Origin of the sequence: Providencia sp. PROV188 (assembly GCF_027595165.1) — a bacterium.
Taxonomy (GTDB): Bacteria; Pseudomonadota; Gammaproteobacteria; order Enterobacterales; family Enterobacteriaceae; genus Providencia; species Providencia lanzhouensis.
Genome location: NZ_CP097291.1, coordinates 576,951 through 599,833, shown reverse-complemented (window position 1 = coordinate 599,833; position 22,883 = coordinate 576,951). Strand labels below are relative to the sequence as shown.

The window sequence follows — 22,883 nt, the reverse complement described above, 5'->3', positions numbered from 1 at the left end:
CTTTGATTAATTTAGTGACCAATATCTACTTTAATGGAAACAGATTCACTTGAATTTCATTAAAACGAGATCACGATCACAAATAAGTCTTATTGAGATGAATGTGAATAATGAGATACACCCAGTATAGATGAATGTTTGTGATTATCGAAAGAAAGCGCCCGAATGGGCGCTTTTATTAGGCAGAAGAAAAAAACACTATAATATCAATATGCTAAATTTACAGCACGACATCAAGGATCAAGACCCCAACCAACCCGATAGCCCAAGCTATTGTTGTTGGAATAGACCAAACAATCATTTGTTGTTTAACGTCTTTGATCCCCATCATTCTGTTCACCACCCAGTAAAGGCTGTCGTTAAAGTAACCGAAGAACAGAGATCCCATCGTTGCCGCTTGGGCCGCAACTAATAAGTTGATATCAGGAATTTGGCTAATGATTGGCGCAGAAATCGAAGCTGCGGTGATCATTGCTACCGTTCCTGACCCTTGAATTAAACGCACTAATGTCGCGATAATAAACGGGATTAATACAGGTGTAATCGGTAAATTCGCGACATGCTCCGCAAGAATTGTTCCCGTTCCGCTGTCACGCAATACTGCGCCTAATGCTCCACCAGCACCGGTTACAAGCAAGATGATACCCGCCGCTTGCAAACCTTCTTCCATACGGTCGATAACTTCTTCTTTCGACGCTTTTGGCATTAACGTATAAACCGAAATCAGGACGCTAATGGATAAGGCGATAATCGGTGCCCCTAAGAATTGGAATGATTGGAAATACCAGTTATCATCCATGCCTTGGAATGCGGCAGTTTTCAGTAATAATCCGTTGATAGCATTAATAAAAATCAACAGAATTGGCGTGATGATTGGTAACAATGATAAGAATAAGCTTGGTAATGGTTTGTTGGCTTTTTCTTCCATGTAACGCGCATGCACTTCTTTTAAATCTTCGCTGCCCGTTTCATCTGGCATGAATTCAGGGTATTTAGTTCCCAACCATTTGGCGTAGAACACAATCCCGATGACACACGGCACTGCCAGCGTCATACCCGCTAAAATCATGGCACCAACGTCAACCCCGAAGATCCCGGCAACACCGAGAGGACCTGGAGTTGGCGGCACAGTATGGTGGGTAACAACTAAACCACCCGCCAATGCAACACCAAGAGTTAAAATACTGCGTTTTCCATTCTTCGCTAACGCTTTTGCCAGCGGATACAAAATGACGAATGCAGAGTCTACAAAGATAGGAATACTGACAATATAACCGGTAATTGCCAGCGCCCACTCTTCGCGTTTTTTACCTAACCATTTGATAAAACTATAAGCTATCTGCTCAGCAGCACCGGACACTTCCAGCACCCTTCCCATCATTACCCCGAGACCGATAACAATACCAATGCTACCGAGGGTCGAACCAAAGCCCTTTGTAATAACGGTGACGGTTTCCGCCGCAGTTAATCCCCCTGATAACCCTGCGATTGCAGCCGCAATCAACATCGCTAACAAGGCGTGAACCCGCGTTCGCAATACTAAAAAGATAAGGACAAATATGGCCACCGCGAGGCCAATAATAGGAATATAGGACATTATTTAATCTCCTATTTTGCACAGCCGTGGTGCTTAATGAAGGAACGGATCGCATCGCTAAATGACCCATCAGCTTTAAAACCTAAATCCAGTGCACGGCGAATATCGAATTTACCCGGCCAGCTTGCCACAATGCGGTTGACGGCTTCATCAGGCTCAAAACGAATTAAATCAACCGCTTGTTGACCAGCGACATCACGCAGGGCATCAATCATCTCTTGCACTGTCACGGTAATCCCCGGCAGGTTCACAGTACGTGAAAGACCAAATTTCTCTGCTGGAATTGAAACCGCATGGATGAAGTTGTTGATCACCGTTTCTGGGCTAGATAACCATAACGCCAACTCTGGAGACACTGGGCAAACACTCTCAATCCCATTTAGAGGCTCGCGGATAATGCCGCTAGCAAAAGAAGATGCTGCTTTATTCGGGACTCCAGGGCGAATACTAATGGTAGGTAAGCGCATCACGCGTCCATCCACATAGCCTTTACGGGAATAGTCGTTCACCATCAATTCACACATGGCTTTTTGAGCACCATAAGAAGATTGCGGGTTAACAACACACAAGTCGGTGATCACATCGGGTAATTCACCGCCAAATACCGCAAGGGAGCTGGTGAATAAAAACTTGATGGCAGGGTTTTTCGCACGAGCGACTTCAAGCAATTGGCGAGTCGCATCGAAATTCACTTTCATGCCTAAGTTAAAATCACTTTCAGCATGGCTACTGACAATCGCCGCAAGGTGGAATACCACGTCAGTTTGCGCATCAATCAGCTTATCTGCGGCTTCTGGCTGGGTTAAGTCTAATGCAACGCAGCTCACACGAGGGTCTTCAATAGGCGATGTAGGGCATTGAATATCCGCTAAAACGAGCTGGTTAAATTTTAATCCTTGGTTGTTTTTAAGCAAAGCAGCGGCTAGCTGCTGGCCCAGAAAACCTGCGCCACCAGTAATAATAACTTTCATTGTCATTCTCCTTGCTATAACCCTGCCGGGTTATGCATCAGTAGGTAAGATGTTTTTTATGTATTTATTAAATGAAGTTTTATGTTTTTTTCGAGTATCCGTTGCACCACATCAGACGGTAAATGTTGGTCACAAATGATGTCGTGCAATTGATCTAATGGGCAGACACGGAACATACCGTATTTACCGAATTTACTGCTATCTGAAACCAGTACACACCGACGAGCGACATCCAATAACGTTTGTTTTATTTGGACTTTTTCCTCATGCGGTGTGGAAACCCCATGTTGCAAATCCCATGAGCTGGTACTAATAAACGCAATATCCACGTTTAGTGTTTGCAACATAGCGGCCGCCGTATTGCCAACACAGGAATGGTTGCGTTTATCAACCTGCCCACCAGTGTGGTACAGGTTAAGTTGTGATTTATTCATCAAATACTGCATGATGGAAAAATCATTGGTCACGATAGTGAGATTAAAACGCTCACCCAATACGCGGGCAATTTCAAACGTGGTGGTGCCTGCATCGAGGTAAACCACCTGACCATCTTCAACTAGTGAACTGGCAAATTGACCGATTTCGCGTTTCGTTTGATGATGAAGTCTTGCCTTTTCGCTCCACGGTAGCTCTTGGCGTAACGCATCATTTAACCGAACACCACCACTAATTCCGACAACCTTCCCTTCCTCTTCCAACATGCGAATATCACGTCGAACCGTCATATGAGAGACATTCATTAAACCCACTAAGTCATTGATAGACACAGTTTGGTGCTCATAGACATAGCGATAAATAAAATCACGACGTTCGGAAGGGATCATTCGGTTCTCCTAGGAATTAGCTTGCTTTAGCCAGCCTAAACCGTCTTCGGTGCGTCCTGCTGGGTGGTATTCACATCCCAGCCAGCCTTCATATCCCATTTCATCGAGTTGATTAAAAATCCATGGATAATTGACTTCACCGCTATCAGGTTCATGGCGAAAAGGTACTGATGCTATCTGAATATGACTAAATTTACCCCAAAGACGCTCAATTGTTTTCAATAAGTCACCTTCCATAATCTGGCAGTGATACAAGTCCAATTGAATAAACACGTTTTCGCGATTGATTTCAGGTAACAGCGCTTCAGCCTGCTTTTGGGTCGTTAAGAAATACCCTGGCATATCGCGGGTATTAATCGGCTCGATAAGCACACGAATTCCGTGCTCAGCCATCACATCCGCAGCATGCTGTATATTCTTAATAAAACACGCTTTTTGCTCTTCAGGTGTGAATTTCTCATCCACTTTACCCGCCATGGCATGCACTTGTTTACAGCCTAATGCTAAAGCGTATTTCAGGGCAGTTTGTACCCCTTGAGCGAACTCGGCTTCACGACCAGGAATAGACGCCATTCCACGCTCGCCAGCGCCCCAATTCCCCGCAGGCATATTAAATAATGCTTGGGTAAGTTGATGTTTTTTCAATTCACCCGCAATAACATCCGCATCTTCTTCATAAGGGAAAAGATACTCAACGCCCTTAAAACCAGCCTGAGCGGCACGTTCAAAGCGTTGAATAAACGGAACTTCGTTAAACATCATACTGAGATTTGCTGCAAATTTAGCCATGTCTATCGCCTCATTTCTGTGGATAACGGCTTTCGAGCTCATGAACCTGCTCTTGCGTTAACGTGGTGAAGCCGTGTGGGCGCAATGTAATGTATAGGCGCGCGGTATCTTCTAATTCTTCCGCATTGAAAAACGCCTGCCTTAAGGTTTTTCCGCCAACAACAGGGCCGTGGTTAGAGAGTAAAATCGCATTATGATGAGGTGCTAATTTTGCGATTTCTTCACCAATACGGTCATCACCCGGTGGTAAATATTCAATCAAAGGTAATTTGCCCACACGCATCACGTAATAAGGTGTGATCGGTGGTAAACAGTTTGCGGTATCTAAATTCGGCAAACAGGATAGAGCCGTTAGCCAAGGTGAATGCAGATGAACCACCGCTTGGCAATCTGGACGCTGCAAATACATTGCCATATGCATGGAAACTTCTTTTGTTGGTTTGTCACCATCAATCCAGTTACCTTGCGCATCGAGCTTGCTCAGGCGCTCAGGATCTAAATCGCCAAAGCTCGAGTTAGTCGGGGTGACAATAATACAGCCATCCGGCAAGCGTGCGCTGATATTGCCTGCACCACCGCTGCTGTATCCGCGATTAAACATTGACTTCGCCCAATCCACTAACTCTTGGCGTAGCGCCTTTTCATTACTCATTAACCATCTCCTGTGCTAACTGGAAGAAATTCTCTTGACCAAAATTGCCTGATTTCAGTGCTAACCAGTTACCGCTTGCTAAGTCTTGTACCCAAGGCACACCCGGCGCGATAGGTGAGCCAATACTTAATTGTTCAGTTCCAAGGCTTTGAACTACTTTTCCAGACGTTTCGCCGCCCGCGATAATAAAAGTGTTATAACCTTGCTGCTGAAGTAACGTCACTACTTGCCCAAACACATTTTCTACCGCGGTACTCGATAATGCGGCACCGTATTTTTCCTGCGTTTGCTTCAATAACTCTGGTGGTTGGGTGGCATATAACAAAGGCGCTAACCCAGTGATTTTCTGGTCTTTAACCCATTGTGCCAATACGGTTGCATAGTCTGAATTATTGATGCATTCACCCACATCTAGCGCTTTGCTAGGTGCAACTTGCTGATAGCTTTGTACTTGTTTGTTGGTCATTAGAGAGCAGCTTCCCGATAGAATGACCGTTTTTCTGTCTTTCCCTGTCGGCTTACTGCCACGGCTTTCCCCTTGTCCCCAAGCCACTTGGCTATCAATATTCGCAAGGGCAGCCCCCAATCCTGACCCGCCCGTTAATAAAGGCAGTGATTGCGAAGCCTGAGCAATAGGCAGTAAATCATCCATCGTGAAGCTATCCATAACCGCATAACTGATACCCTGCTGGCGTAGCTGTTCTAACTGTTCAGTGATGGCGGCGCTGCCCTTTTGCACTGTCGCAAGATTAATCAGCCCTGCTTTACCGGCTGACTGTTTTTCCATTACACGCATTAGGTTGGCATCAGTCATTGGTGTGACTGGGTGGTGCTGCATTCCACTTTCATTGAGCAATTGACCATTAACAAACAGGTGCCCATGTACCACGGTTCGACCGTTAACGGGCAATGCAGGGCATACTAATGATAATGACGTACCCAGCTGCTTCATCAGTGCATCGGTTACTGGACCAATGTTGCCTTTCTCTGTTGAATCAAAGGTTGAGCAATATTTAAAGAAAATCTGCTGACATTTCGCTGATTCTTTCAGCCAGCGACATGCATTTACCGAGGCACTAATGGCTTCATCTACTGGACAAGAACGGCTTTTCAAGCTCACCACAATGGCATCCACATCTTGAGGGATTGGAGTGTTTTCATTCGGCTCATTCAGTAGCTGCACCACTTTCCAGCCGTTTTGCACCATAAAGCCTGCAATATCTGTCGCGCCGGTAAAATCATCAGCAATCACACCTAATTTCACTGTCATGCCTTTTTCTCCGGTAAAGTAATGCCCTTAAAGGTTTTGATAACGGCGCTATCATCCTGTAAACCAAAACCTTCATTGCTGGCTGAGATAAACATTTGATGCGCCGTTGCTGCCAGTGGCAGTGGGAAATTCAGCGCTTTTCCGGTTTGCATCACCAAACCGAGATCTTTCACAAAAATATCGACTGACGATTTAGGGGTATAGTCTCCATCAAGCACATGCTGCATACGGTTCTCAAACATCCATGAGTTGCCAGCTGCATGGGTGACGATGTCATACATCACATCTAAATCGATGCCCGCTTTTGCCGCCAGCGCCATACTTTCCGCTGCAACCGCAATATGTACCCCCGCCAATAGCTGGTGGATAGTTTTCACTGTGGAGCCAAGACCGATTTCATCTCCGACACGATAGAGACGCTCTGAAATTGCATCAAACACCGTAGAAAGCTGAGCGAATAGCTTAGGGGAACCCGATGCCATAACGGTCAGTTTACCTTCTGCCGCTTTAATCGCTCCGCCAGATATAGGCGCATCGACTAATGGAAGCTGGTATTCAGCAAGGCGCTGCGCGATCTGTTTTGTCTGCTCCGCAGCCAGTGTGCTGTGCAACACAATGACAGTATTTGGACGAAGCTTCTCTACCAGTGGCTTCTCACCACCAAATAAAATCGCCTCAACCTGCCGACCATTGACGACCACCATAAGTAGCGCGTCTAGCTGTTGTGCATACTGTGCGGCATCTTGCCCTGTGGCTTTCGCCCCATATTCGAGTAGCGCCTCGCATGCCTGTGGATTTAAATCAAACCCATAGGTTGGGATCTTATTTCTTATTAGTGATTGCGCGATCCCCATCCCCATCGAACCCAGACCAATAACGCCAACATGGTTAACGGTATTTTTCATCTAGCCCCCTGATGTTGTCAGTTCCAACAAATGATAAATTCTGGTGAATACGGTTAGTTTTGGTAAACACTGTGAATTCTGGTGAATGTTGTGAATTTTCACATAACCAAATTCACAAACACATGACTAGCATCACACTAAAGATAATATAAATTTTAAACAATTAATTATTAATATATTGATATATATGAATTTTTATATTTAACATTCTTATACTACCCTTCACAAGAAAGTGTGATAAAAATTGTGATCGATTTGGTTGTTTTCTGATCTGCTGGTTTTTATACCTATTAAATTCCCTCTTTGTCTCTGATTTTCATTGACCTGTTGAGTAAATTCCCCAAAATAGCCGCCTATTATTTTTTGTAAAATGTTCCATACTTGGTATTGAACGCATCAATTACGTTATCGAGGAGTCAAAATGGGTCTGTTTGATCAAGTGTTAGGCATGGTTGCAGGCGATAAAATGCAACAGTTTCAATCTGTTATTGATTGGGTTGAAAAGCAAGGCGGGCTCTCAGGTGTCGTCGATAAATTTAACACTGAAGGCTTAGGCGGGATCGTTTCATCATGGGTTGCTGAAGGTGAAAATTTGCCAGTTAATGCTAGCCAGTTAATGCAAGTTTTCGGTGATTCAGGGATCCAAGAACTCGCTCAACGCGTTGGTTTAGATCCACAGCAAGCAACAGATATGGTCGCTAAATATTTACCGACTATCGTAGATAGCGCGAGCCCGAATGGTGTGCTACCAGAAAATATCGATTTAGCCTCAATTGGCATGAACTTACTGAAACAAAAACTGTTCGGTTAAGCCCAGTCTTTGGCACAAATAAAAGCCCACTTTAAAGTGGGCTTTTTACTAAACTAACCCGTTACTAGCTTTGATACTCATTTCGCAGTTTTTTCGCCGCTTCCACCATGTTTGCCAGTGCTTGGCGAGTCTCCGTCCATCCGCGGGTTTTTAAACCGCAATCTGGATTCACCCATAAACGCTCCACTGGCACTCGCTGTGCAGCCTTACGTAATAGCGCTACAATCCACTCTACATTTGGAACGTTAGGCGAGTGAATATCATAAACCCCCGGACCAATTTCATTTGGGTAATCAAAATCTTCGAATGCATCTAATAAATCCATATCCGAGCGCGAGGTTTCAATGGTGATAACATCAGCATCCAGCGCAGCAATCGAATCCATGATGTCATTAAACTCGCAATAACACATATGGGTGTGAATTTGCGTCTTATCATCGGCGATGGCTGCACTTAATTTAAAGGCATCCACCGCCCAAGTCAGATAGTCATTCCATTCATCGCGACGCAGCGGTAACCCTTCACGTAACGCTGGCTCATCAATCTGAATAATGCCAATACCCGCTTTTTGTAAATCATCCACTTCGTCACGCAATGCCAGCGCAATTTGCTTGGCTATCGTTTCACGGCTGGCATCTTCCCGAGGGAATGACCAACACAGGATGGTCACCGGACCTGTCAGCATTCCTTTCACCGGTTTATCCGTCAACGACTGCGCATACTTGGCCCACTCCACTGTAATGGCTTCTGGGCGGCTAATGTCACCAATAATCACCGGTGGCTTCACACAGCGAGAACCGTAACTCTGTACCCAACCATTTTGCGTAAAGACATAACCATCAAAGTGTTCACCGAAGTATTCCACCATATCATTTCGCTCAGCTTCACCATGCACGAGGACATCAATATCCAGCAGCTCCTGCTCCTTGATAGCTTGTTTGATGTGCTCACTGATACTGGTGCGGTAATTCAGTTGGTCTACATTCCCTTTTTTGAAATCAAGGCGCAAAGAACGAATTTCACTGGTCTGCGGGAAAGAGCCGATTGTCGTGGTTGGCCACAATGGCAGATTAAAACGTTGGCGCTGAAGTTCAGCACGCTCTACATAAGGGCGAGTACGCTCGGTATCTTTCGCGTTAATTGCCGCTAAGCGCTGAGCGACCTGTGCATTATTGACTCGAGAAGAGGTGCGTCGATCACGAATTGGTGCACTATAGGTTTCTAACGCTGCGATATTTTCTGCCGTTGGTTGATTGAGTGTTTTCGTCAATAGCGCCAGTTCTTCACATTTTTGCAGCGCAAATGCAAACCAGCTTTTCACTTCGGCATCCAGACGCGTTTCATCATTTAAATCAATTGGGCTATGCAGTAGCGAGCAAGATGAACCAATCCACAGAGTGCGCTCTCCTAGCAGCGGTTTCACCCGTTGGAATTTCTCGCCTAAATCCCCTTTCCATACGTTGCGGCCATTAATTAATCCGAGCGAAAGCACCCAGTCCGCAGGAAGCGCTTGATGCAATGCTGCGATATCATCCTTACCCGCAACCACATCCACATGCAGTCCTTGCACTGGCAGTTGTTTGATGACATCCAAGTGATGGCTAATACCGTCAAAATAGGTGGTTAACAGTAAGTTAGTTTTACCTGCGAGGGATTGATACGCTTGTTGGTAAGCATTCTGCCATTCAATAGGTAAATCGAGTACCAGTGCTGGCTCGTCAATTTGCACCCATTCCACGCCTTTTTCAGCCAGTCGAGCAAGAATTTCTTGGTAAGCAGGCAGCAGATCCTTCAGCAAGGATAGGCGGTCAAAGGCTGGTCCCTTCACTTTTCCTAACCACAGGTAGGTAATTGGACCAATGACGACAGGTTTAACGTTATGACCGAGTTTTAATGCTTCGTCGACTTCGTCAAACAGTTGATTCCACGACAGTTTAAATTCTTGTCCTTGCTGGAATTCTGGCACGATATAGTGATAGTTAGTATTAAACCATTTCGTCATTTCCCCCGCTGCCGCTGGCTTGCCTGTTGGCGCACGACCCCGAGCTACACGGAATAAGGTATCTAAATCGACAGAGCCATCTTCATTTTGATGACGCGGTGGAACGTTTCCTAGTAATAAACTAGTGGTTAAAACTTGGTCATACCATGCAAAGTCACCGACGGGTAGCAGGTCTACACCTGCATTTTTTTGTTGTTCCCAGTGACGAACACGTAGTTGGTAACCTGTTTCAAGAAGTGCAGATTGGTCAATTTTGCCTGCCCAATAATCTTCTTGTGCACGTTTGAGTTCTCTTTTCAGACCGACACGTGGAAAACCAAGTGTATGATTTATAACAGACATATTGACCCCTTAAAATATTTAGCCGTCTAGATGTTTACACATCTATAATCAACAGGTACTGTATAAAGCACAAGCGCAAATTATTCATCGTCTACTTGAAGGTTTCTCATGATCGAATTAAAACATTTAAAAACGTTGCAGGCGCTCAGCCAATACGGATCATTAGCTGCCACTGCGACGCACCTGCACCAGACTCAGTCTGCGCTATCTCACCAATTCAGTGATTTAGAGCATCGCTTAGGCTACAAACTATTTGTTCGTAAAACTCAGCCCGTCCATTTCACGCCGCAAGGGGAAGTTCTCCTGCAATTAGCGCAACGTATTTTGCCAATGGTGAAAGATGCCATTCGTGTCTGCAATGAACCGACAGTCAGTACGCTACGTATCGCGATTGAATGCCACAGCTGTATTCAGTGGCTGACCCCTGCATTGCAACAGTTTAGACAAGCATGGCCACAAGTGACCGTAGATTTTAAATCTGGCGTGACCTTTGACCCGCAACCCGAGTTACTTTCGCGAGAATTAGATATCGTGATGACCTCTGATATTCTTGCGGATCAAGATTTGCACTACACGCCGATGTTTGATTATGAAGTGAAACTGGTCGTGGCGAATGATCACCCTTTAGCTAAAAAACCGTTAATTGAGCCTCATGATCTTGCCAAAGAGACATTGCTGATTTATCCAGTTCAGCGTCAACGTTTTGATATCTGGCGTCATTTCTTACAGCCAGCCGGTGTTTCACCTAACATTAAAACCGTCGACAATACGCTGATTTTAATTCAGATGGTGGCGGCTAAAATGGGGATTGCGGCACTGCCACACTGGGCGGTGGATTCCTTTGAAAAGCAAGGTTTGATTACGACGAAAACGTTAGGAAGTGGGTTATGGAGCCGACTGTACGCTGCATGTCGTGAAGGAGAACAGCGCCAGCCAGCCATTGAAACATTTACCAATACCGCTACTGATCACGCGGTGGAGAATTTGTCTTACGTGAAGCCGGTGCGAGGATCCAGCGCTTATGCACCCACAGAGACGCAATTATCAGGCTCGACCCCATGGTGAAACTGAGCCAATTAGGATGTTGCTGCCAAATGGCAAAGTTCACTAATAAACCTGCTGGAACCATCATGTTATTCATTATCGCGAGGGTTCCGGCATCCACTTTCGTCGCACCATAGTTCCACAGAAAATAGCCTATCCCCGATGCAACCACACCCAACCAGAGTAAAACTATCCATTGAGCTTGGCTTGTCGGCACCATCGCCTTATTCCCAAACAGTAGCCATCCCATCAAGGCAATCAACGTCGCCCCGAGATAGAACCATGAAAAGGCTTGATGCTGGGGAATCGGGTGCACTTCCATTAAGCGCTTATAGCCTACTTGCCCAAGTGCAAAGAAGATGTTGGCGAGCTGTACAAACATCAATCCAATCCAAAATGATTCGCTGAGGTGGTCATAACGAATAATGGCAGCACCAATCACGGCTAATATCGAGCTAAACAGGTAGCCTTTACGTAGGCGTTGGCGCTCTAAGAGATCGTAAATTAACGTGACATACAGCGGGGTTAATACCGTAAATAGCAAAAATTCTGCCACGCTCAGGTATTTATAGGCTTGGAAAACAAAGTAATACATGATCCCCAGCTGGCAAGCGCCCACCAGCATATACAGTGAGATCACTTTGGCACTGAAGTTACGCCAACGCAGGAAAGGTAGGAATACCAGAGAAGCTAAACTCACGCGGATAAGCACAGACAACCAGCTATCCACCTGCCCTGCGAGGTATTCCCCCATTAAACTAAAAGACGCTGCCCAGAGCAGCGTCGTGAAAACGAGTAACCACATTGTTGTTCACTCTCAAGCACAATGATTTAACAAACAAGATGCCTGTAGAATACTCGTTTTTTCGTTTTAATGCTCTTTTTCAATCAGCACGGCTTCTAATAAATCCAAATCCACCAGCAAGCTTTGCAAGGTTTCATTACTGATTTTCCGTGTTGCACGTAAGTGATAGAGCTCACCGCGTTCTGCACGTAGCGCCGTTAAACGAAAACGCCGTTCAAGATCTTCAATCTGCAAGTTGTGTTCCATCTCGTCTTGGTCGGCGGTTCGACGACGTAAATGACCAATCACCCTTGTCGCGACCTCGTTGATGTCTTCCGAGTCTAATTGCTCTTCCACATCCGCAGATAAACGCTCTTGCATCTTGTTCAAGCTGACAATTGCCACTTCAGCCATTGCTGCTTTCGCCATACGGATTTCGTTAATATCCGCCTCTTTATCCCCCACTTTAAAATTGCGCAGCAGGAGTGGTAACGCCACAACGCCCGCAAAAATAGAGAATAAAATAACCCCAGCGGCGATAAATACTAGCTGGTACCTTGCAGGGAACGGAGAACCATCGGTTAAAAACAGTGGCACCGAGAGCACACCGGCTAAGGTAATCGCCCCGCGAACCCCAGCAAACGACGCTAACCACAATTCACGGACGGTATAGCTCGCGAACTGTAATGGGCGTTTTTTCAGGAACAGACGGCTGAATCTCTTCATCAACCATAACCAGCAGAAACGTAAAATCAGCAAGGCAAAATAGATGATAACGACCGCGGTAAACAGCATCCAGGTTTCGACGCTTGGGTCGAGTTCTGCTTGAATAACCGATGTTTCCCAAATCCCCGGTAATTGCAGACCGAGCATAATGAACACTAAGCCGTTAAAGACAAACTCTAACATCGACCAAACGCTATCAGCACGTAAACGCATCGCCAAAGGCGCATTGCGGATAACGCCGGATTTGGTGATAGTCATACCCGCAGCAACCGCTGCCAAAATACCTGAAAAACCGATATGTTCCGCAATCATGTAAGAGGCAAATGGTAACAGCAGCATGAAGACGATTTGCGTTGCTGGGTCATCCCCACTCCAGCGGCTCATTAAGCGCAGAGACTTGCTGTATAACCATGTAACAGCAACACCTGCCAACAAACCACCGACTGCGACTTTAAAGAATTCGATTGTGACGCCCGATACGCTGAAGACCATCGTTCCCATAGCAATCGCCACGGCGAACTTCAACGCCACCAGACCGGAAGCATCGTTCATCAATGCTTCCCCTTCGAGTACGCTCATCATGCGTTTGGGAATTCGCCCTTTCCCGACGATAGAGGACAATGCCACCGCATCTGTTGGGGAAAGTACAGCAGCCAGCGCAAAGGCGGCAATAAGCGGGATACCAGGCATCAGCCAGTAAATCAAATAACCAATCCCGATAACGGTTACCAATACTAGCACTAATACCAGAATGAAAATTTCTCGTCCATTCTGGAAAAATTCACGGGTAGGAGTTTTCCAACCATCGACGAATAACAGCGGTGGAATCAACAGAACCATAAAGAGTTCAGGGTCAAAAGAGACGTGTAACCCAAACTGAGGCCACGCTAATAATGCACCGATAGCAATTTGAATAAGAGGAAGGGGAATACGGATGGGAATGACTTTCGTCACCACACCAGAAACAGAGACAGCCAAGATCAAAATAAGAATAGTAAAGAAAATTTCCATGTTGCCCTTACTTATTAACTAATGCATACCCTAAATATCGCAGCTTAAAGTATAACGGGAGAACCCAAAATTTGCCTGCCGCCGCATAGTAAGAGATAGCACCGTCCAGACCATGAGATTTTCAGTCAAGGCAGCCACTGGTTAAAAATAGGCATTTTCACTTCATTTACCGCCTTAGCACTATTCTATCCTTAACAGGCTATCTGACGGGAAAATAATTTGGACTTTAGAACGAATCGCAACAATCCGTTAAAGGGCGACAGCAGCTGCCGCCCTATCATTAGAATTACCTTTAGATAGCGAGGTCGGCAGCATAAAACGCTACCAGCAGAACTGCGATAACTACGCTACCAATATTCAGTTTACGCCACTCACCCGCACAAATACGCCCGATAACCAGTGATGCGAAACCTAACATAATACCGGTGACGATATTACAGGTTAATACGATGAATACCGCACACAGTAAACCTGACATCGAATCCACAAAATCATCGAAATCTAATTTCGAGACATTGCTCAGCATCAGCAGACCCACATACATCAGCGCTGGTGCTGTTGCATAGGCAGGTACCAGATAAGATAATGGCGATAAGAACAAGATAAATAAGAATAAAACACCAACAACTACGGCGGTTAAACCTGTACGGCCGCCTGCTGCAGTTCCTGCTGCGGATTCAATATATACCGCAGCGGGTGATGCGCCGATCGCCCCAGCAAAAATGCTGCTGACAGAGTCAGCGGTTAATGCTTTTCCACCATCGATAATCTGACCGTCTTTATCCAGCAAGTTCGCTTGACCCGCAACAGCGCGGATAGTCCCTGTTGCATCAAAAACTGCTGTCATCACTAATGCCAGAACACTTGGCAGAACCGCCGCTTGAAGTGCGCCCATGATATCCATACTGAACATCAGCGCTAAACCATCTTCACCGAATGAAGGCAGTTTAAAGAAACCTTGGTATTTAACGGCTGGGTCGAAAATCAAACCAATAATCGAAATCGCGATAATGACTAATAACACCCCACCTGGTACACGGCGTTTTTCTAAACCGAAAATTACCGCTAAACCAATCAGAGACATTAAAACAGGGAATGAAGTGAATTCACCCAACGCAACAGGTAAACCTGCATTTGGGTTTTTAACCACTAAGCCAACGCCCGTTGCTGCTATCAACAATAAAAACAGACCGATGCCAATACCCGTACCGTGAGCCACGCCCATTGGCATGTTACGTAAAATCCAACTACGGATACCTGTCACAGAGATAATGGTGAATAAACACCCCATTAAGAATACGGCACCCAGCGCAACTGGAATACTAATATGTTGCCCTAACACCAAGCTAAAGGCAGTAAACGCGGTTAATGAGATTGCACAGCCAATTGCCATTGGCAGATTCGCCCATAACCCCATTAATAAAGAACCGAAACCTGCCACTAAACAGGTTGCGATAAACACAGCAGTAGGTGGAAAGCCTGCTTGTCCTAACATACCCGGCACCACGATGACAGAATAAACCATCGCTAAGAATGTCGTTAATCCCGCAATGATTTCGCGGCGCACTGATGAGCCACGCGCTGTGATCTTAAAATATGAATCCAATTTGCAATTGGATGAAGCCTGTTGGCCTGCCATGGTATACCTCTGCTATTAATTTTAGAAAATTCTATGTCACTATTTTTGCTAAGTTTTTTATAAGCATTTATTCATTTTTGCTTGATAACTTAGCGAATATCACCTCAAACTGAAACTCACGTAAACGATTACCTTTTTGATAAATGTTCACTGAACCGAGATAACTGGTGAACAGAATGACTCTCTAGGAACAGTGCGCAAACGTTTGGCTTTTAGAACAAAGTGAGGCGAATTGTGAAGAGCGTAATTATCGTTCGAAAGGGGGGAATTGATCAAGTGTTTTATGGCTGGCCATTTTTTAACCATGAACCATAAAAACTGTGTCATATTCTTACAATCTTCCATAAAAGTCAGTCATATTCCGTTCTATATACTCTTTGTTTAAATATACGCGTGAGAGTGTTGCTAAAATCCCCACTAATATTGAGTTTTTAATAAATAGTCTGTTTATGAACATATTTACTTTCTAATACTAATTAACTAACTCATTTCCCTGGTGATTATTTTTATAAATATATTTTTTAATAATACTTAACACTCGCTATAAATATTATGTCAACCATTACAGCCTCAATTAAAACAATACCAAAAAGTGCCTTAATACTTTTTGCTGTATTTTTACTGATTTATCTCCTTCCCGGGATTTATGGGCATAGTCCATGGAAGCAGGATGAAAACTACAGTTTTGGTATTATTCAAACGATGTATGAAACGGGTAATTGGCTGGTTCCTACCAATGCGGGTGAGCCTTTTATGGAAAAACCGCCATTCTATTATTGGACGGCGACGGTTTTTGCTCATTTATTATCGGGAATGATGCCGTTATACGATGCCGCACGCAGTGCGAGCTTATTTTTTTCTATTATTAATTTTTCATTTTTTATTTTATTAGCTCGTCGCTTTTTTAAATCCGACAGCTTTTCTGATGCCCGTATTTGGATAGCCTTTGCACTGTATGTTTGTGCACCAGGAATATTACGTCACACCCATGAAATGTTCACGGATGTTTCATTAATGACCGGAGCAACCATCGGTTTATATGGCTTATTAGGGTTAATTCAGCAACAAAAAATTACCGCGTCCGCCTTCTGGCTGTGCCTTGGCACCATTATCACCACCTTATCTAAAGGCGTGTTTATTCCCGGCGTTCTGTGGATCAGCCTATTTTTGGCACCTGTATTTCTTATTCAATGCCGATCTAAACAGTTTTGGCTACCCGCACTATTCGCGGGTTTGGTTGCCCTCATTGCAATTCTACCTTGGCCAGTCATGCTGTATGTACAGCATCCCGAGCTGTTCGTGACTTGGTTTTGGGAAAATAACATTGGTCGCTTCCTTGGATTCTCCGTTGAGAAGTTAGGGGCTAAAGCCAATTTCACGCGTATTCCTTCTGCAGTCGCATTTTTTGCGCTTCCTGCTGGGCTACTGGCAACTGCCTATTTTTTACGTCATCCGCTCAGACGCCTGCGTGATCATAATGAATATTTGATTGCCATATTTCCTGTCCTTGGCGTGGTATTCTTGCAAATGTCTGCCAGTGGGCGAGCGCTCTATTTACTGCCCTTTATTGCTCCGATGGCGCTCCTCGCTGTACAGGCTCTTGGCTGGTTTTCAGAGAAAGTCTTAAACGCATTCGCACGCTTCGCCGCCTTCTTCTGGTCTGGGGTAATTCTCTTTCTGTGGGCTTGCTACGCTATCGTATTAACGGGTCATCACGCCCAATGGTTGCCTGTTTTTGGTCGTTGGCTACCTCTTGATTACCAAATGCATTTTTCTGTATTTGCGTTGATAGCGGGTATTTTTATTACCTGTTTTTGGTTCTTCCGCAATCATCTTATTTCCTCATCAAGCAGCGCTTTCCAAGCGATAAGAAACTGGTCACTGGGAATGGTGAGTGTGTGGAGCATTATTCTCACATTATTTGTTGGTTGGATTGATTATTCAAAAGGCTACGAAGGGGTTTTCCTGGATCTTCGACATCATTTAGAAGGGCAATTTACCCAAAATGACTGCATGGCTTCCGAAAACCTTGGGGAATCAGAAGCGCCGATGCTCTATTACTACACCGGTATTTTGCATCAAAGACAGATGGAATTTGAAAAACCACAACAATGCCGATGGCTGATTGTATTATCCAAAGAAATTCAACCCGCTCCTGAAGACATGGAATTGTTTTGGTCAAATCATCGTCCTGATGAATTTCGCGAAAATTTAGTGGTTTATCGAGTAATAGAATAGTTGGTTGCGAATAAAAATCCCCGAGACAAAACTCGGGGATTTTTTAATACATTGGTGATAAAAAGACGTTACTGAGCTTGTTGCTCAATGGCTTGAGCACCATATTTTTCACGGGTAAACCATAAAAATAGCCCCGCTATTCCAATCAATAATATTGGCAGACCTGATGGCGAAATCGCCGTTGCAGCCCCTGCCAATAACGGACCAGAAAGGTTACCTATACCCCATAACATTGCCGCTGCGGCGTTAGCAATAATCAGCTCATTCCCTCTGAAGTATTGACCAATCTGCACTAAAGCGATGGTGTAAATGGCGCCAGCTGTCGCCCCCAACACAAACAATAAAACCCAGATAAAGTAAGTGTGAGTAATTAAGAATGGCAGCAGCATGCTGGCTCCTAACGTCACCACGCCACAAATACGATACAATTTTTCGCGATTCATATGATCAGCTAACCAACCAAACGGCATCTGCATAATCGCATCTCCTGCCAAAATTGCACTGATCATCATCGCCGCAACCGCCTCGGTATGCCCCATGCCCATCCCGTAAATTGGGAACATCGACAAGATAGTGCCATCGAAAAAAGCAAAAAATAGGATTCCGGCACAAATTCCAGGGGCAACTTTCACGAATTGCACAATTGAAAAGTTAGATTCTGACGCCGTTTCTGCGAGCCTATCTCCCACTTTCTGATCCATCAGTAGGAATAAAGCCACAGAAATTAAGTGAATCAAGGTACAAATAAACAGAGGCGATTTATCTTCCACACCGTAATAGGCAATAAATGACGGACCTAATAATTGGCTCACAGTAAATACCGTCGTGTAAATAGCCAATATCCGCCCTCTCTTGTTTTCAGGGGATAATTCGTTGATCCACGTTTCCCCCAAACAAATCATCACACCACTTGCAAGTCCCGTAATCAACCGCAAAGGGAAAAGTAGCCATAAAGGCAATGAACTTAGTAGTGGCAGTAAGCTAATGGCGGAGATCACCGTCGCGATTAACATAGCTTTGCGCTTTCCACACCACTTCACAATACGCTGTACCACAGGGGCAATCAAAAACATTCCCAAGGCAGGAGCCGCAGAGATAATGCCAATGTACAATTCACTCACACCAAAATTATTCAGTCGCAGCGCCACCATCGGGATACTGAGACCAATCACGATGCCGATAACGGCAATGCTGGTTGTAATCGTAAAAATAGCAAAAGAAGCAGAACGTCGAAAATGTTGAAAACTCGAATTAGCAGGGCTCATTTTTGTATTAATCTGCTCAACTAGGATTAATTGTCAGATATAAACTCCGAAAAGATATTATTTATTTGAAATAAAACACTGTGACACATTCAGTCATTAGAATAATACAAATTAAATTATATCATGAATTTATTCAACAAAATAACACACTGAAAAACAATAAATCTTATTTTTATAACTGTGTATTTAAAAAATAATTTTTAGATTATTTTTCCATTTATTCGCATTCAGCAAAATATTATTTTCATAATATCGGGTTTCTGACATTTCATATTTAAGATGTTAGAATTGGCAGCAGAAATGAGAATTTATAAAAATAATATTGTGGAAGACAGTGTCGTGGAAAATAAAATAAATATAAAAATTGGCCAGAAAGTACGTCTGTTGCGTCAGGCGAGAAACCTTTCTCTGAGTGAGCTTTCCCACTTATCAGGGATCTCCAAAGCCGCTCTTTCTAAGTTGGAATCAGGGGATTCAAACCCGCGCATCGACACCTTAGAGTCCATTGCAGCTGCGCTACGTTTTCCGCTCAGTGACTTATTTACACGCCAAAATGAATCTTATCCCTATTTGGTGAAGGCCACACAGCTTGAAGGCGATTATTTAGAGCAATTTAAATTCCGTATCAGTATGGGAAACGTCTCTGAAATTTGGCAACTCAGTATGAAACGAGGTGCAATTATTAACAGCCCCGCGCATATGGTCGGCACCCATGAACACATTATGGTACACGCGGGCTCCCTTATGCTGCGCTTAGACGATGAGCAAAATGTCGTTCTTGAGGCTGGAGATTTTTACGCTTTCAGCGGAGACTTTCCTCACGCTTACTTATGTATTGAGGGGGATGTACACGCCACCGTCGTGATGACCTATTCACATTTGAGTGATGGAGTTTAATAAGTCAGCCCACAATCCTTGTAGGCTGACCACATTCATTCAGAATTACTGCAAATAATCCTGCATGGTTTCAAACACACGCAAGTCATCGCTAAAACGAACTTCGCGGACGTCTTCCAATTTCTCAACTTGGTTGACCATCTGCGATAAACGCTCATCTTTCTGAACTAATAACCAAATTCGGCTTTCGTCCTTATCTTTAATTGGCATACATAGGATACCATCCACGTTAAAGGCCCGACGCGCAAACAACCCACAAATATGTGACATGACGCCCGGATGGTTGCGAACAATTAATTCTAAGGCGATTGGTTGATGTTCAAATACCATAATTACGCTCCGATCATATCAATATTAGCGGCACCAGGAGGAACCATTGGATATACCTTCTGATTGACATCAATCAGGGCATGAATTAAGCAAGGTCCTTTAGTGTTCATAATCGCTTCCAGCGCCATTTCAGGGTCGGATTCATTATTTAAATCGCACGTTTGGAAACCAAACCCAGAGGCAATTTTAATAAAGTCGGTCTGATACGGGTAAGCTGCTGCAAAGATACGATTCTCAAAAAACAGATCTTGCTGCTGATGAACCATGCCCAGTGCTTGGTTGTTCATTAAAACTATCTTAATGTTTAATTGATGCTCCGCCGCCGTTGCCAGTTCCTGAATATTCATCATCAAGCTACCATCACCAGAGAAACAAACGATGGTTTTATCTGGGTGAGCCAATGCCGCGCCAATGGCTGCCGGTAAACCAAAGCCCATGGTGCCCAAACCACCGGATGTTAACCATTGGCGAGGTCGTGATAATGGGTAAGCTTGCGCCGCCCACATTTGATGTTGCCCAACATCCGTTGTAACAATCGCCTCTTCCCCTGCTGCGCGTGCGGTGGCTAATACCAAACCATAATGATCTAATGGATCATCCGCATTGGCTAAATTCAGCGGATAATTATTTTTCAGATCATTAACTTGCTGAACCCACTCTTGACGATCATTGCGCTCAACTAATGGCAGCAACAGCTCCAAAATCTGCCCCGCATCCGCATGGATAGCAATGTCTGGACGTTTGATTTTACTGATTTCCGCTTTATCGATATCAACATGAATAATTTTGGCATTCGGGCAGAACTTTTCCGCTTTACCAATGGCGCGATCATCAAAGCGAGCACCGATAACAATCAGTAAATCAGACTCTTCCATGATCATGTTCGTGCTTCGTGCCGCATGCATACCCAACATGCCCAAATACAGCGGGTGACGCATTGGGATCGTTCCCAACGCCATCAAGGTCATTGTCGTTGGTAAAGAGGCTTTTTCCGCAAAAGCGATAGCCGTCGCGGTTGAATCTGAGCTAATCACCCCTCCACCGAAATAGAGTACAGGACGCTTCGCACGGTTGATCATTTCCGCCGCTTGGATTACTTTTTCCATATCAAAACTTGGGGCTTTATCTTTCGGTAAAATCTCTGGCAGCGCATCTAACTCAATGGTCGCAGTCTGTACATCTTTTGGAATATCAATCCAAACAGGTCCTGGACGCCCAGACTCAGCAATACGAAATGCTTCGCAGATAACACGAGGTAGGTCTTCAATGCTGCGTACCAAATAGTTGTGTTTCGTAATTGGAATTGAAATACCGTAAGTATCAACTTCCTGAAACGCATCGGTACCAATCATCGAAGATGGCACTTGCGCAGTGATGCATACCAGTGGAATTGAATCCAGCTTAGCATCCGCAATGGCTGTCACTAGGTTAGTGGCACCAGGACCGCTTGAGGAAATACACACCGCTGCTTTGCCTGTGCTACGTGCAATTCCCTGTGCAATAAAACCCGCACCTTGCTCGTGACGCGCCAGTATGTGGCGAATTTTTTTGCTTTGCCCCAGCGCATCATAAAATGGCAATGCAGCCCCACCAGGGATACCAGAAACGATGGTAATGCCATGTTTTTCCAACAAATGGACTATCAATTCTGCGCCTGTAAAACAGTTTTTTTGTGGTGATGTTGTGCCCGACTCGCTCATAATTTTTTATTCCTTCACTAGCCTGCGGATCCGAGTTTTAGGTCATAAAAAAACCCCGCTCGGTTTGCGCCGGCGGGGTTTCTAAATCGCGTGATTTGTTCCCGTTACGGCGCTAAGCCCACGACCACCACCACACGCACGACTACCGCGGCTAGTGGCGCGGTAAGTAGTAGGTTTGAACGGTTAGCAGTCATTTTCACGAGAGTTTCCTGTAATTTAATTCTGTCTGATTTAGCTAAAATCCATATTTAATGAATTTCTTGTTTAGCTAAAGTCTGTCTGATTTTTCATTTTTGTGTTTGCTGCATCTAAGAAACCATAAAACCCTAACCTTCACAACCCTTTTTTTCGTTTTTCTTGGTTGTGGATTTCAAATGAGAGGCATATCACAGAATGTTGTTGAGTTGTGATAATTTGAGTTGAATTTGCTCATAAAAAATTAAAGCCCTTAAAATTAAGGGCCTTAATCGATGATTTTGATTTTCTAATTTAGAAATTAGAATGGGATATCGTCATCAAAATCCATTGGTGGTTCATTGGTTTGTGGCGCTGGTGAACGCGCTGGAGCTGCGCCGCCGCCACTGAATTGTTGTGCTGCTTGTGGCTGTTGTGGTTGACCCCAACCGCCTTGACCGCCACTTTGACCTTGTGATGGTGCATCGCCGCCGCGACCACCCAGCATTTGCATTGAACCGCCGATATTCACCACAACTTCGGTGGTGTAGCGATCTTGACCGCTTTGGTCTTGCCATTTACGGGTTTGCAATGAACCTTCGATATAAACTTGTGAACCTTTTTTCAGGTATTCACCAGCAACTTCTGCTAATTTACCGAAAATCACAACACGGTGCCATTCGGTTTTTTCACGCATTTCACCGGTTTGCTTGTCACGCCAACTTTCAGAAGTTGCCAGAGTCAGGTTAGCGACAGCTCCGCCGTTAGGCATATAACGGATTTCTGGATCTTGTCCTAAGTTACCGATAAGAATTACTTTATTTACGCCTCTGGTGGCCATTTATTACTCCTGATGCATTGAATTTTTAATCTCTGGACTGACCGTGAAGTTTACCACGACCTATCTGTATT

General features: G+C 44.6%; 20 protein-coding genes. 4 read left to right on the top strand and 16 right to left on the bottom strand.

All coding sequences use genetic code 11. The features are described 5' to 3' along the window. Positions 1-220: 220 nt before the first annotated feature. From M5X66_RS02625 to ltnD, 7 genes are read right to left on the bottom strand one after another with little or no spacing between them, the layout of a single operon-like run. Positions 221-1,597 carry a GntP family permease gene (locus M5X66_RS02625; protein WP_036954960.1) on the bottom strand — a complete coding sequence of 459 codons (1,377 nt, stop codon included), beginning with the start codon at positions 1,595-1,597 and terminating at the stop codon, positions 221-223. A gap of 11 nt (positions 1,598-1,608) precedes the next feature. After that, positions 1,609-2,568: a D-erythronate dehydrogenase gene (gene denD / locus M5X66_RS02620; protein WP_036954963.1), complete on the bottom strand. Its 960-nt coding sequence runs from the start codon at positions 2,566-2,568 to the stop codon at positions 1,609-1,611. A 56-nt stretch (positions 2,569-2,624) separates the two neighbouring features. Beyond that, a complete protein-coding gene (locus M5X66_RS02615; protein WP_036954967.1) occupies positions 2,625-3,392 on the bottom strand; it encodes a DeoR/GlpR family DNA-binding transcription regulator in 768 nt (255 codons plus the stop codon). A gap of 9 nt (positions 3,393-3,401) precedes the next feature. Then, entirely contained in the window at positions 3,402-4,181 is a 780-nt protein-coding gene (gene otnI / locus M5X66_RS02610; RefSeq protein WP_154609722.1) for a 2-oxo-tetronate isomerase, read from the bottom strand. Positions 4,182-4,191: 10 nt separating this feature from the next. Then, positions 4,192-4,833, bottom strand: a complete 642-nt coding sequence (otnC, locus tag M5X66_RS02605; protein WP_036954976.1) for a 3-oxo-tetronate 4-phosphate decarboxylase — start codon at positions 4,831-4,833, stop codon at positions 4,192-4,194. Then, positions 4,826-6,103, bottom strand: coding sequence for a 3-oxo-tetronate kinase (gene otnK / locus M5X66_RS02600; protein WP_036954980.1), 1,278 nt, complete (start codon positions 6,101-6,103; stop codon positions 4,826-4,828). The genes otnC and otnK overlap by 8 nt, the downstream gene beginning before the upstream one ends. Then, a complete protein-coding gene (gene ltnD / locus M5X66_RS02595; protein ID WP_036954985.1) occupies positions 6,100-7,008 on the bottom strand; it encodes an L-threonate dehydrogenase in 909 nt (302 codons plus the stop codon). Before ltnD ends, otnK begins: the two co-directional genes overlap by 4 nt. Positions 7,009-7,429: 421 nt before the next feature. Between ltnD and M5X66_RS02590 the strand changes: the two genes are divergently transcribed. Then, positions 7,430-7,819, top strand: coding sequence for a YidB family protein (locus M5X66_RS02590; RefSeq protein WP_036954990.1), 390 nt, complete (start codon positions 7,430-7,432; stop codon positions 7,817-7,819). Positions 7,820-7,883: 64 nt separating this feature from the next. Here M5X66_RS02590 and metE read toward each other — a convergent pair whose 3' ends face one another. Further along, positions 7,884-10,163: a 5-methyltetrahydropteroyltriglutamate--homocysteine S-methyltransferase gene (metE, locus tag M5X66_RS02585; protein WP_270103855.1), complete on the bottom strand. Its 2,280-nt coding sequence runs from the start codon at positions 10,161-10,163 to the stop codon at positions 7,884-7,886. A 108-nt stretch (positions 10,164-10,271) separates the two neighbouring features. On the opposite strand from metE, the gene metR reads away from it, so the two are divergent. Next, positions 10,272-11,228: an HTH-type transcriptional regulator MetR gene (gene metR, locus M5X66_RS02580; RefSeq protein WP_036954997.1), complete on the top strand. Its 957-nt coding sequence runs from the start codon at positions 10,272-10,274 to the stop codon at positions 11,226-11,228. Here metR and M5X66_RS02575 read toward each other — a convergent pair. From M5X66_RS02575 to M5X66_RS02565, 3 genes are all read right to left on the bottom strand, one after another. Beyond that, entirely contained in the window at positions 11,125-12,012 is an 888-nt protein-coding gene (locus M5X66_RS02575) for a carboxylate/amino acid/amine transporter (protein WP_036983738.1), read from the bottom strand. The genes metR and M5X66_RS02575 overlap by 104 nt on opposite strands. Before the next feature lie 66 nt (positions 12,013-12,078). Next, positions 12,079-13,728, bottom strand: coding sequence for a Na+/H+ antiporter (locus M5X66_RS02570; RefSeq protein ID WP_036955001.1), 1,650 nt, complete (start codon positions 13,726-13,728; stop codon positions 12,079-12,081). Positions 13,729-14,020: 292 nt separating this feature from the next. Next, positions 14,021-15,367 (bottom strand): NCS2 family permease, encoded by a 1,347-nt coding sequence (locus tag M5X66_RS02565; protein ID WP_036955005.1) that lies wholly within the window; start codon positions 15,365-15,367, stop codon positions 14,021-14,023. Positions 15,368-15,919: 552 nt separating this feature from the next. On the opposite strand from M5X66_RS02565, the gene M5X66_RS02560 reads away from it, so the two are divergent. Beyond that, positions 15,920-17,605, top strand: coding sequence for an ArnT family glycosyltransferase (locus M5X66_RS02560; RefSeq protein ID WP_270103854.1), 1,686 nt, complete (start codon positions 15,920-15,922; stop codon positions 17,603-17,605). Between the two features lie 68 nt (positions 17,606-17,673). On the opposite strand, the gene M5X66_RS02555 is transcribed toward M5X66_RS02560, so the two are convergent. After that, entirely contained in the window at positions 17,674-18,870 is a 1,197-nt protein-coding gene (locus M5X66_RS02555) for an MFS transporter (RefSeq protein ID WP_108479336.1), read from the bottom strand. Positions 18,871-19,209: 339 nt separating this feature from the next. On the opposite strand from M5X66_RS02555, the gene M5X66_RS02550 reads away from it, so the two are divergent. After that, a complete protein-coding gene (locus M5X66_RS02550) occupies positions 19,210-19,767 on the top strand; it encodes a helix-turn-helix domain-containing protein (protein ID WP_036955464.1) in 558 nt (185 codons plus the stop codon). 45 nt (positions 19,768-19,812) lie between these two features. On the opposite strand, the gene ilvN is transcribed toward M5X66_RS02550, so the two are convergent. The 4 genes from ilvN to M5X66_RS02530 form a co-directional block, all read right to left on the bottom strand. Next, positions 19,813-20,097, bottom strand: coding sequence for an acetolactate synthase small subunit (ilvN, locus tag M5X66_RS02545; protein WP_036955016.1), 285 nt, complete (start codon positions 20,095-20,097; stop codon positions 19,813-19,815). A gap of 2 nt (positions 20,098-20,099) precedes the next feature. Beyond that, a complete protein-coding gene (gene ilvB / locus M5X66_RS02540) occupies positions 20,100-21,797 on the bottom strand; it encodes an acetolactate synthase large subunit (RefSeq protein ID WP_036955019.1) in 1,698 nt (565 codons plus the stop codon). 104 nt (positions 21,798-21,901) lie between these two features. Then, complete coding sequence (ivbL, locus tag M5X66_RS02535; RefSeq protein WP_108479355.1) at positions 21,902-21,991, bottom strand: ilvB operon leader peptide IvbL; 90 nt, start codon at positions 21,989-21,991, stop codon at positions 21,902-21,904. A 302-nt stretch (positions 21,992-22,293) separates the two neighbouring features. Beyond that, positions 22,294-22,812, bottom strand: a complete 519-nt coding sequence (locus tag M5X66_RS02530) for a single-stranded DNA-binding protein (RefSeq protein WP_036955024.1) — start codon at positions 22,810-22,812, stop codon at positions 22,294-22,296. Positions 22,813-22,883 lie beyond the last annotated feature (71 nt).

Excerpts from the sequence above, each read along its gene's own strand:
- M5X66_RS02625 (WP_036954960.1), bottom strand. The coding sequence starts at position 1,597 with ATGTCCTATATTCCTATTATTGGCCTCGCGGTGGCCATATTTGTCCTT.
- denD (WP_036954963.1), bottom strand. The coding sequence starts at position 2,568 with ATGAAAGTTATTATTACTGGTGGCGCAGGTTTTCTGGGCCAGCAGCTA.
- M5X66_RS02615 (WP_036954967.1), bottom strand. The coding sequence starts at position 3,392 with ATGATCCCTTCCGAACGTCGTGATTTTATTTATCGCTATGTCTATGAG.
- otnI (WP_154609722.1), bottom strand. The coding sequence starts at position 4,181 with ATGGCTAAATTTGCAGCAAATCTCAGTATGATGTTTAACGAAGTTCCG.
- otnC (WP_036954976.1), bottom strand. The coding sequence starts at position 4,833 with ATGAGTAATGAAAAGGCGCTACGCCAAGAGTTAGTGGATTGGGCGAAG.
- otnK (WP_036954980.1), bottom strand. The coding sequence starts at position 6,103 with ATGACAGTGAAATTAGGTGTGATTGCTGATGATTTTACCGGCGCGACA.
- ltnD (WP_036954985.1), bottom strand. The coding sequence starts at position 7,008 with ATGAAAAATACCGTTAACCATGTTGGCGTTATTGGTCTGGGTTCGATG.
- M5X66_RS02590 (WP_036954990.1), top strand. The coding sequence starts at position 7,430 with ATGGGTCTGTTTGATCAAGTGTTAGGCATGGTTGCAGGCGATAAAATG.
- metE (WP_270103855.1), bottom strand. The coding sequence starts at position 10,163 with ATGTCTGTTATAAATCATACACTTGGTTTTCCACGTGTCGGTCTGAAA.
- metR (WP_036954997.1), top strand. The coding sequence starts at position 10,272 with ATGATCGAATTAAAACATTTAAAAACGTTGCAGGCGCTCAGCCAATAC.
- M5X66_RS02575 (WP_036983738.1), bottom strand. The coding sequence starts at position 12,012 with ATGTGGTTACTCGTTTTCACGACGCTGCTCTGGGCAGCGTCTTTTAGT.
- M5X66_RS02570 (WP_036955001.1), bottom strand. The coding sequence starts at position 13,728 with ATGGAAATTTTCTTTACTATTCTTATTTTGATCTTGGCTGTCTCTGTT.
- M5X66_RS02565 (WP_036955005.1), bottom strand. The coding sequence starts at position 15,367 with ATGGCAGGCCAACAGGCTTCATCCAATTGCAAATTGGATTCATATTTT.
- M5X66_RS02560 (WP_270103854.1), top strand. The coding sequence starts at position 15,920 with ATGTCAACCATTACAGCCTCAATTAAAACAATACCAAAAAGTGCCTTA.
- M5X66_RS02555 (WP_108479336.1), bottom strand. The coding sequence starts at position 18,870 with ATGAGCCCTGCTAATTCGAGTTTTCAACATTTTCGACGTTCTGCTTCT.
- ilvN (WP_036955016.1), bottom strand. The coding sequence starts at position 20,097 with ATGGTATTTGAACATCAACCAATCGCCTTAGAATTAATTGTTCGCAAC.
- ilvB (WP_036955019.1), bottom strand. The coding sequence starts at position 21,797 with ATGAGCGAGTCGGGCACAACATCACCACAAAAAAACTGTTTTACAGGC.
- ivbL (WP_108479355.1), bottom strand. The coding sequence starts at position 21,991 with ATGACTGCTAACCGTTCAAACCTACTACTTACCGCGCCACTAGCCGCG.
- M5X66_RS02530 (WP_036955024.1), bottom strand. The coding sequence starts at position 22,812 with ATGGCCACCAGAGGCGTAAATAAAGTAATTCTTATCGGTAACTTAGGA.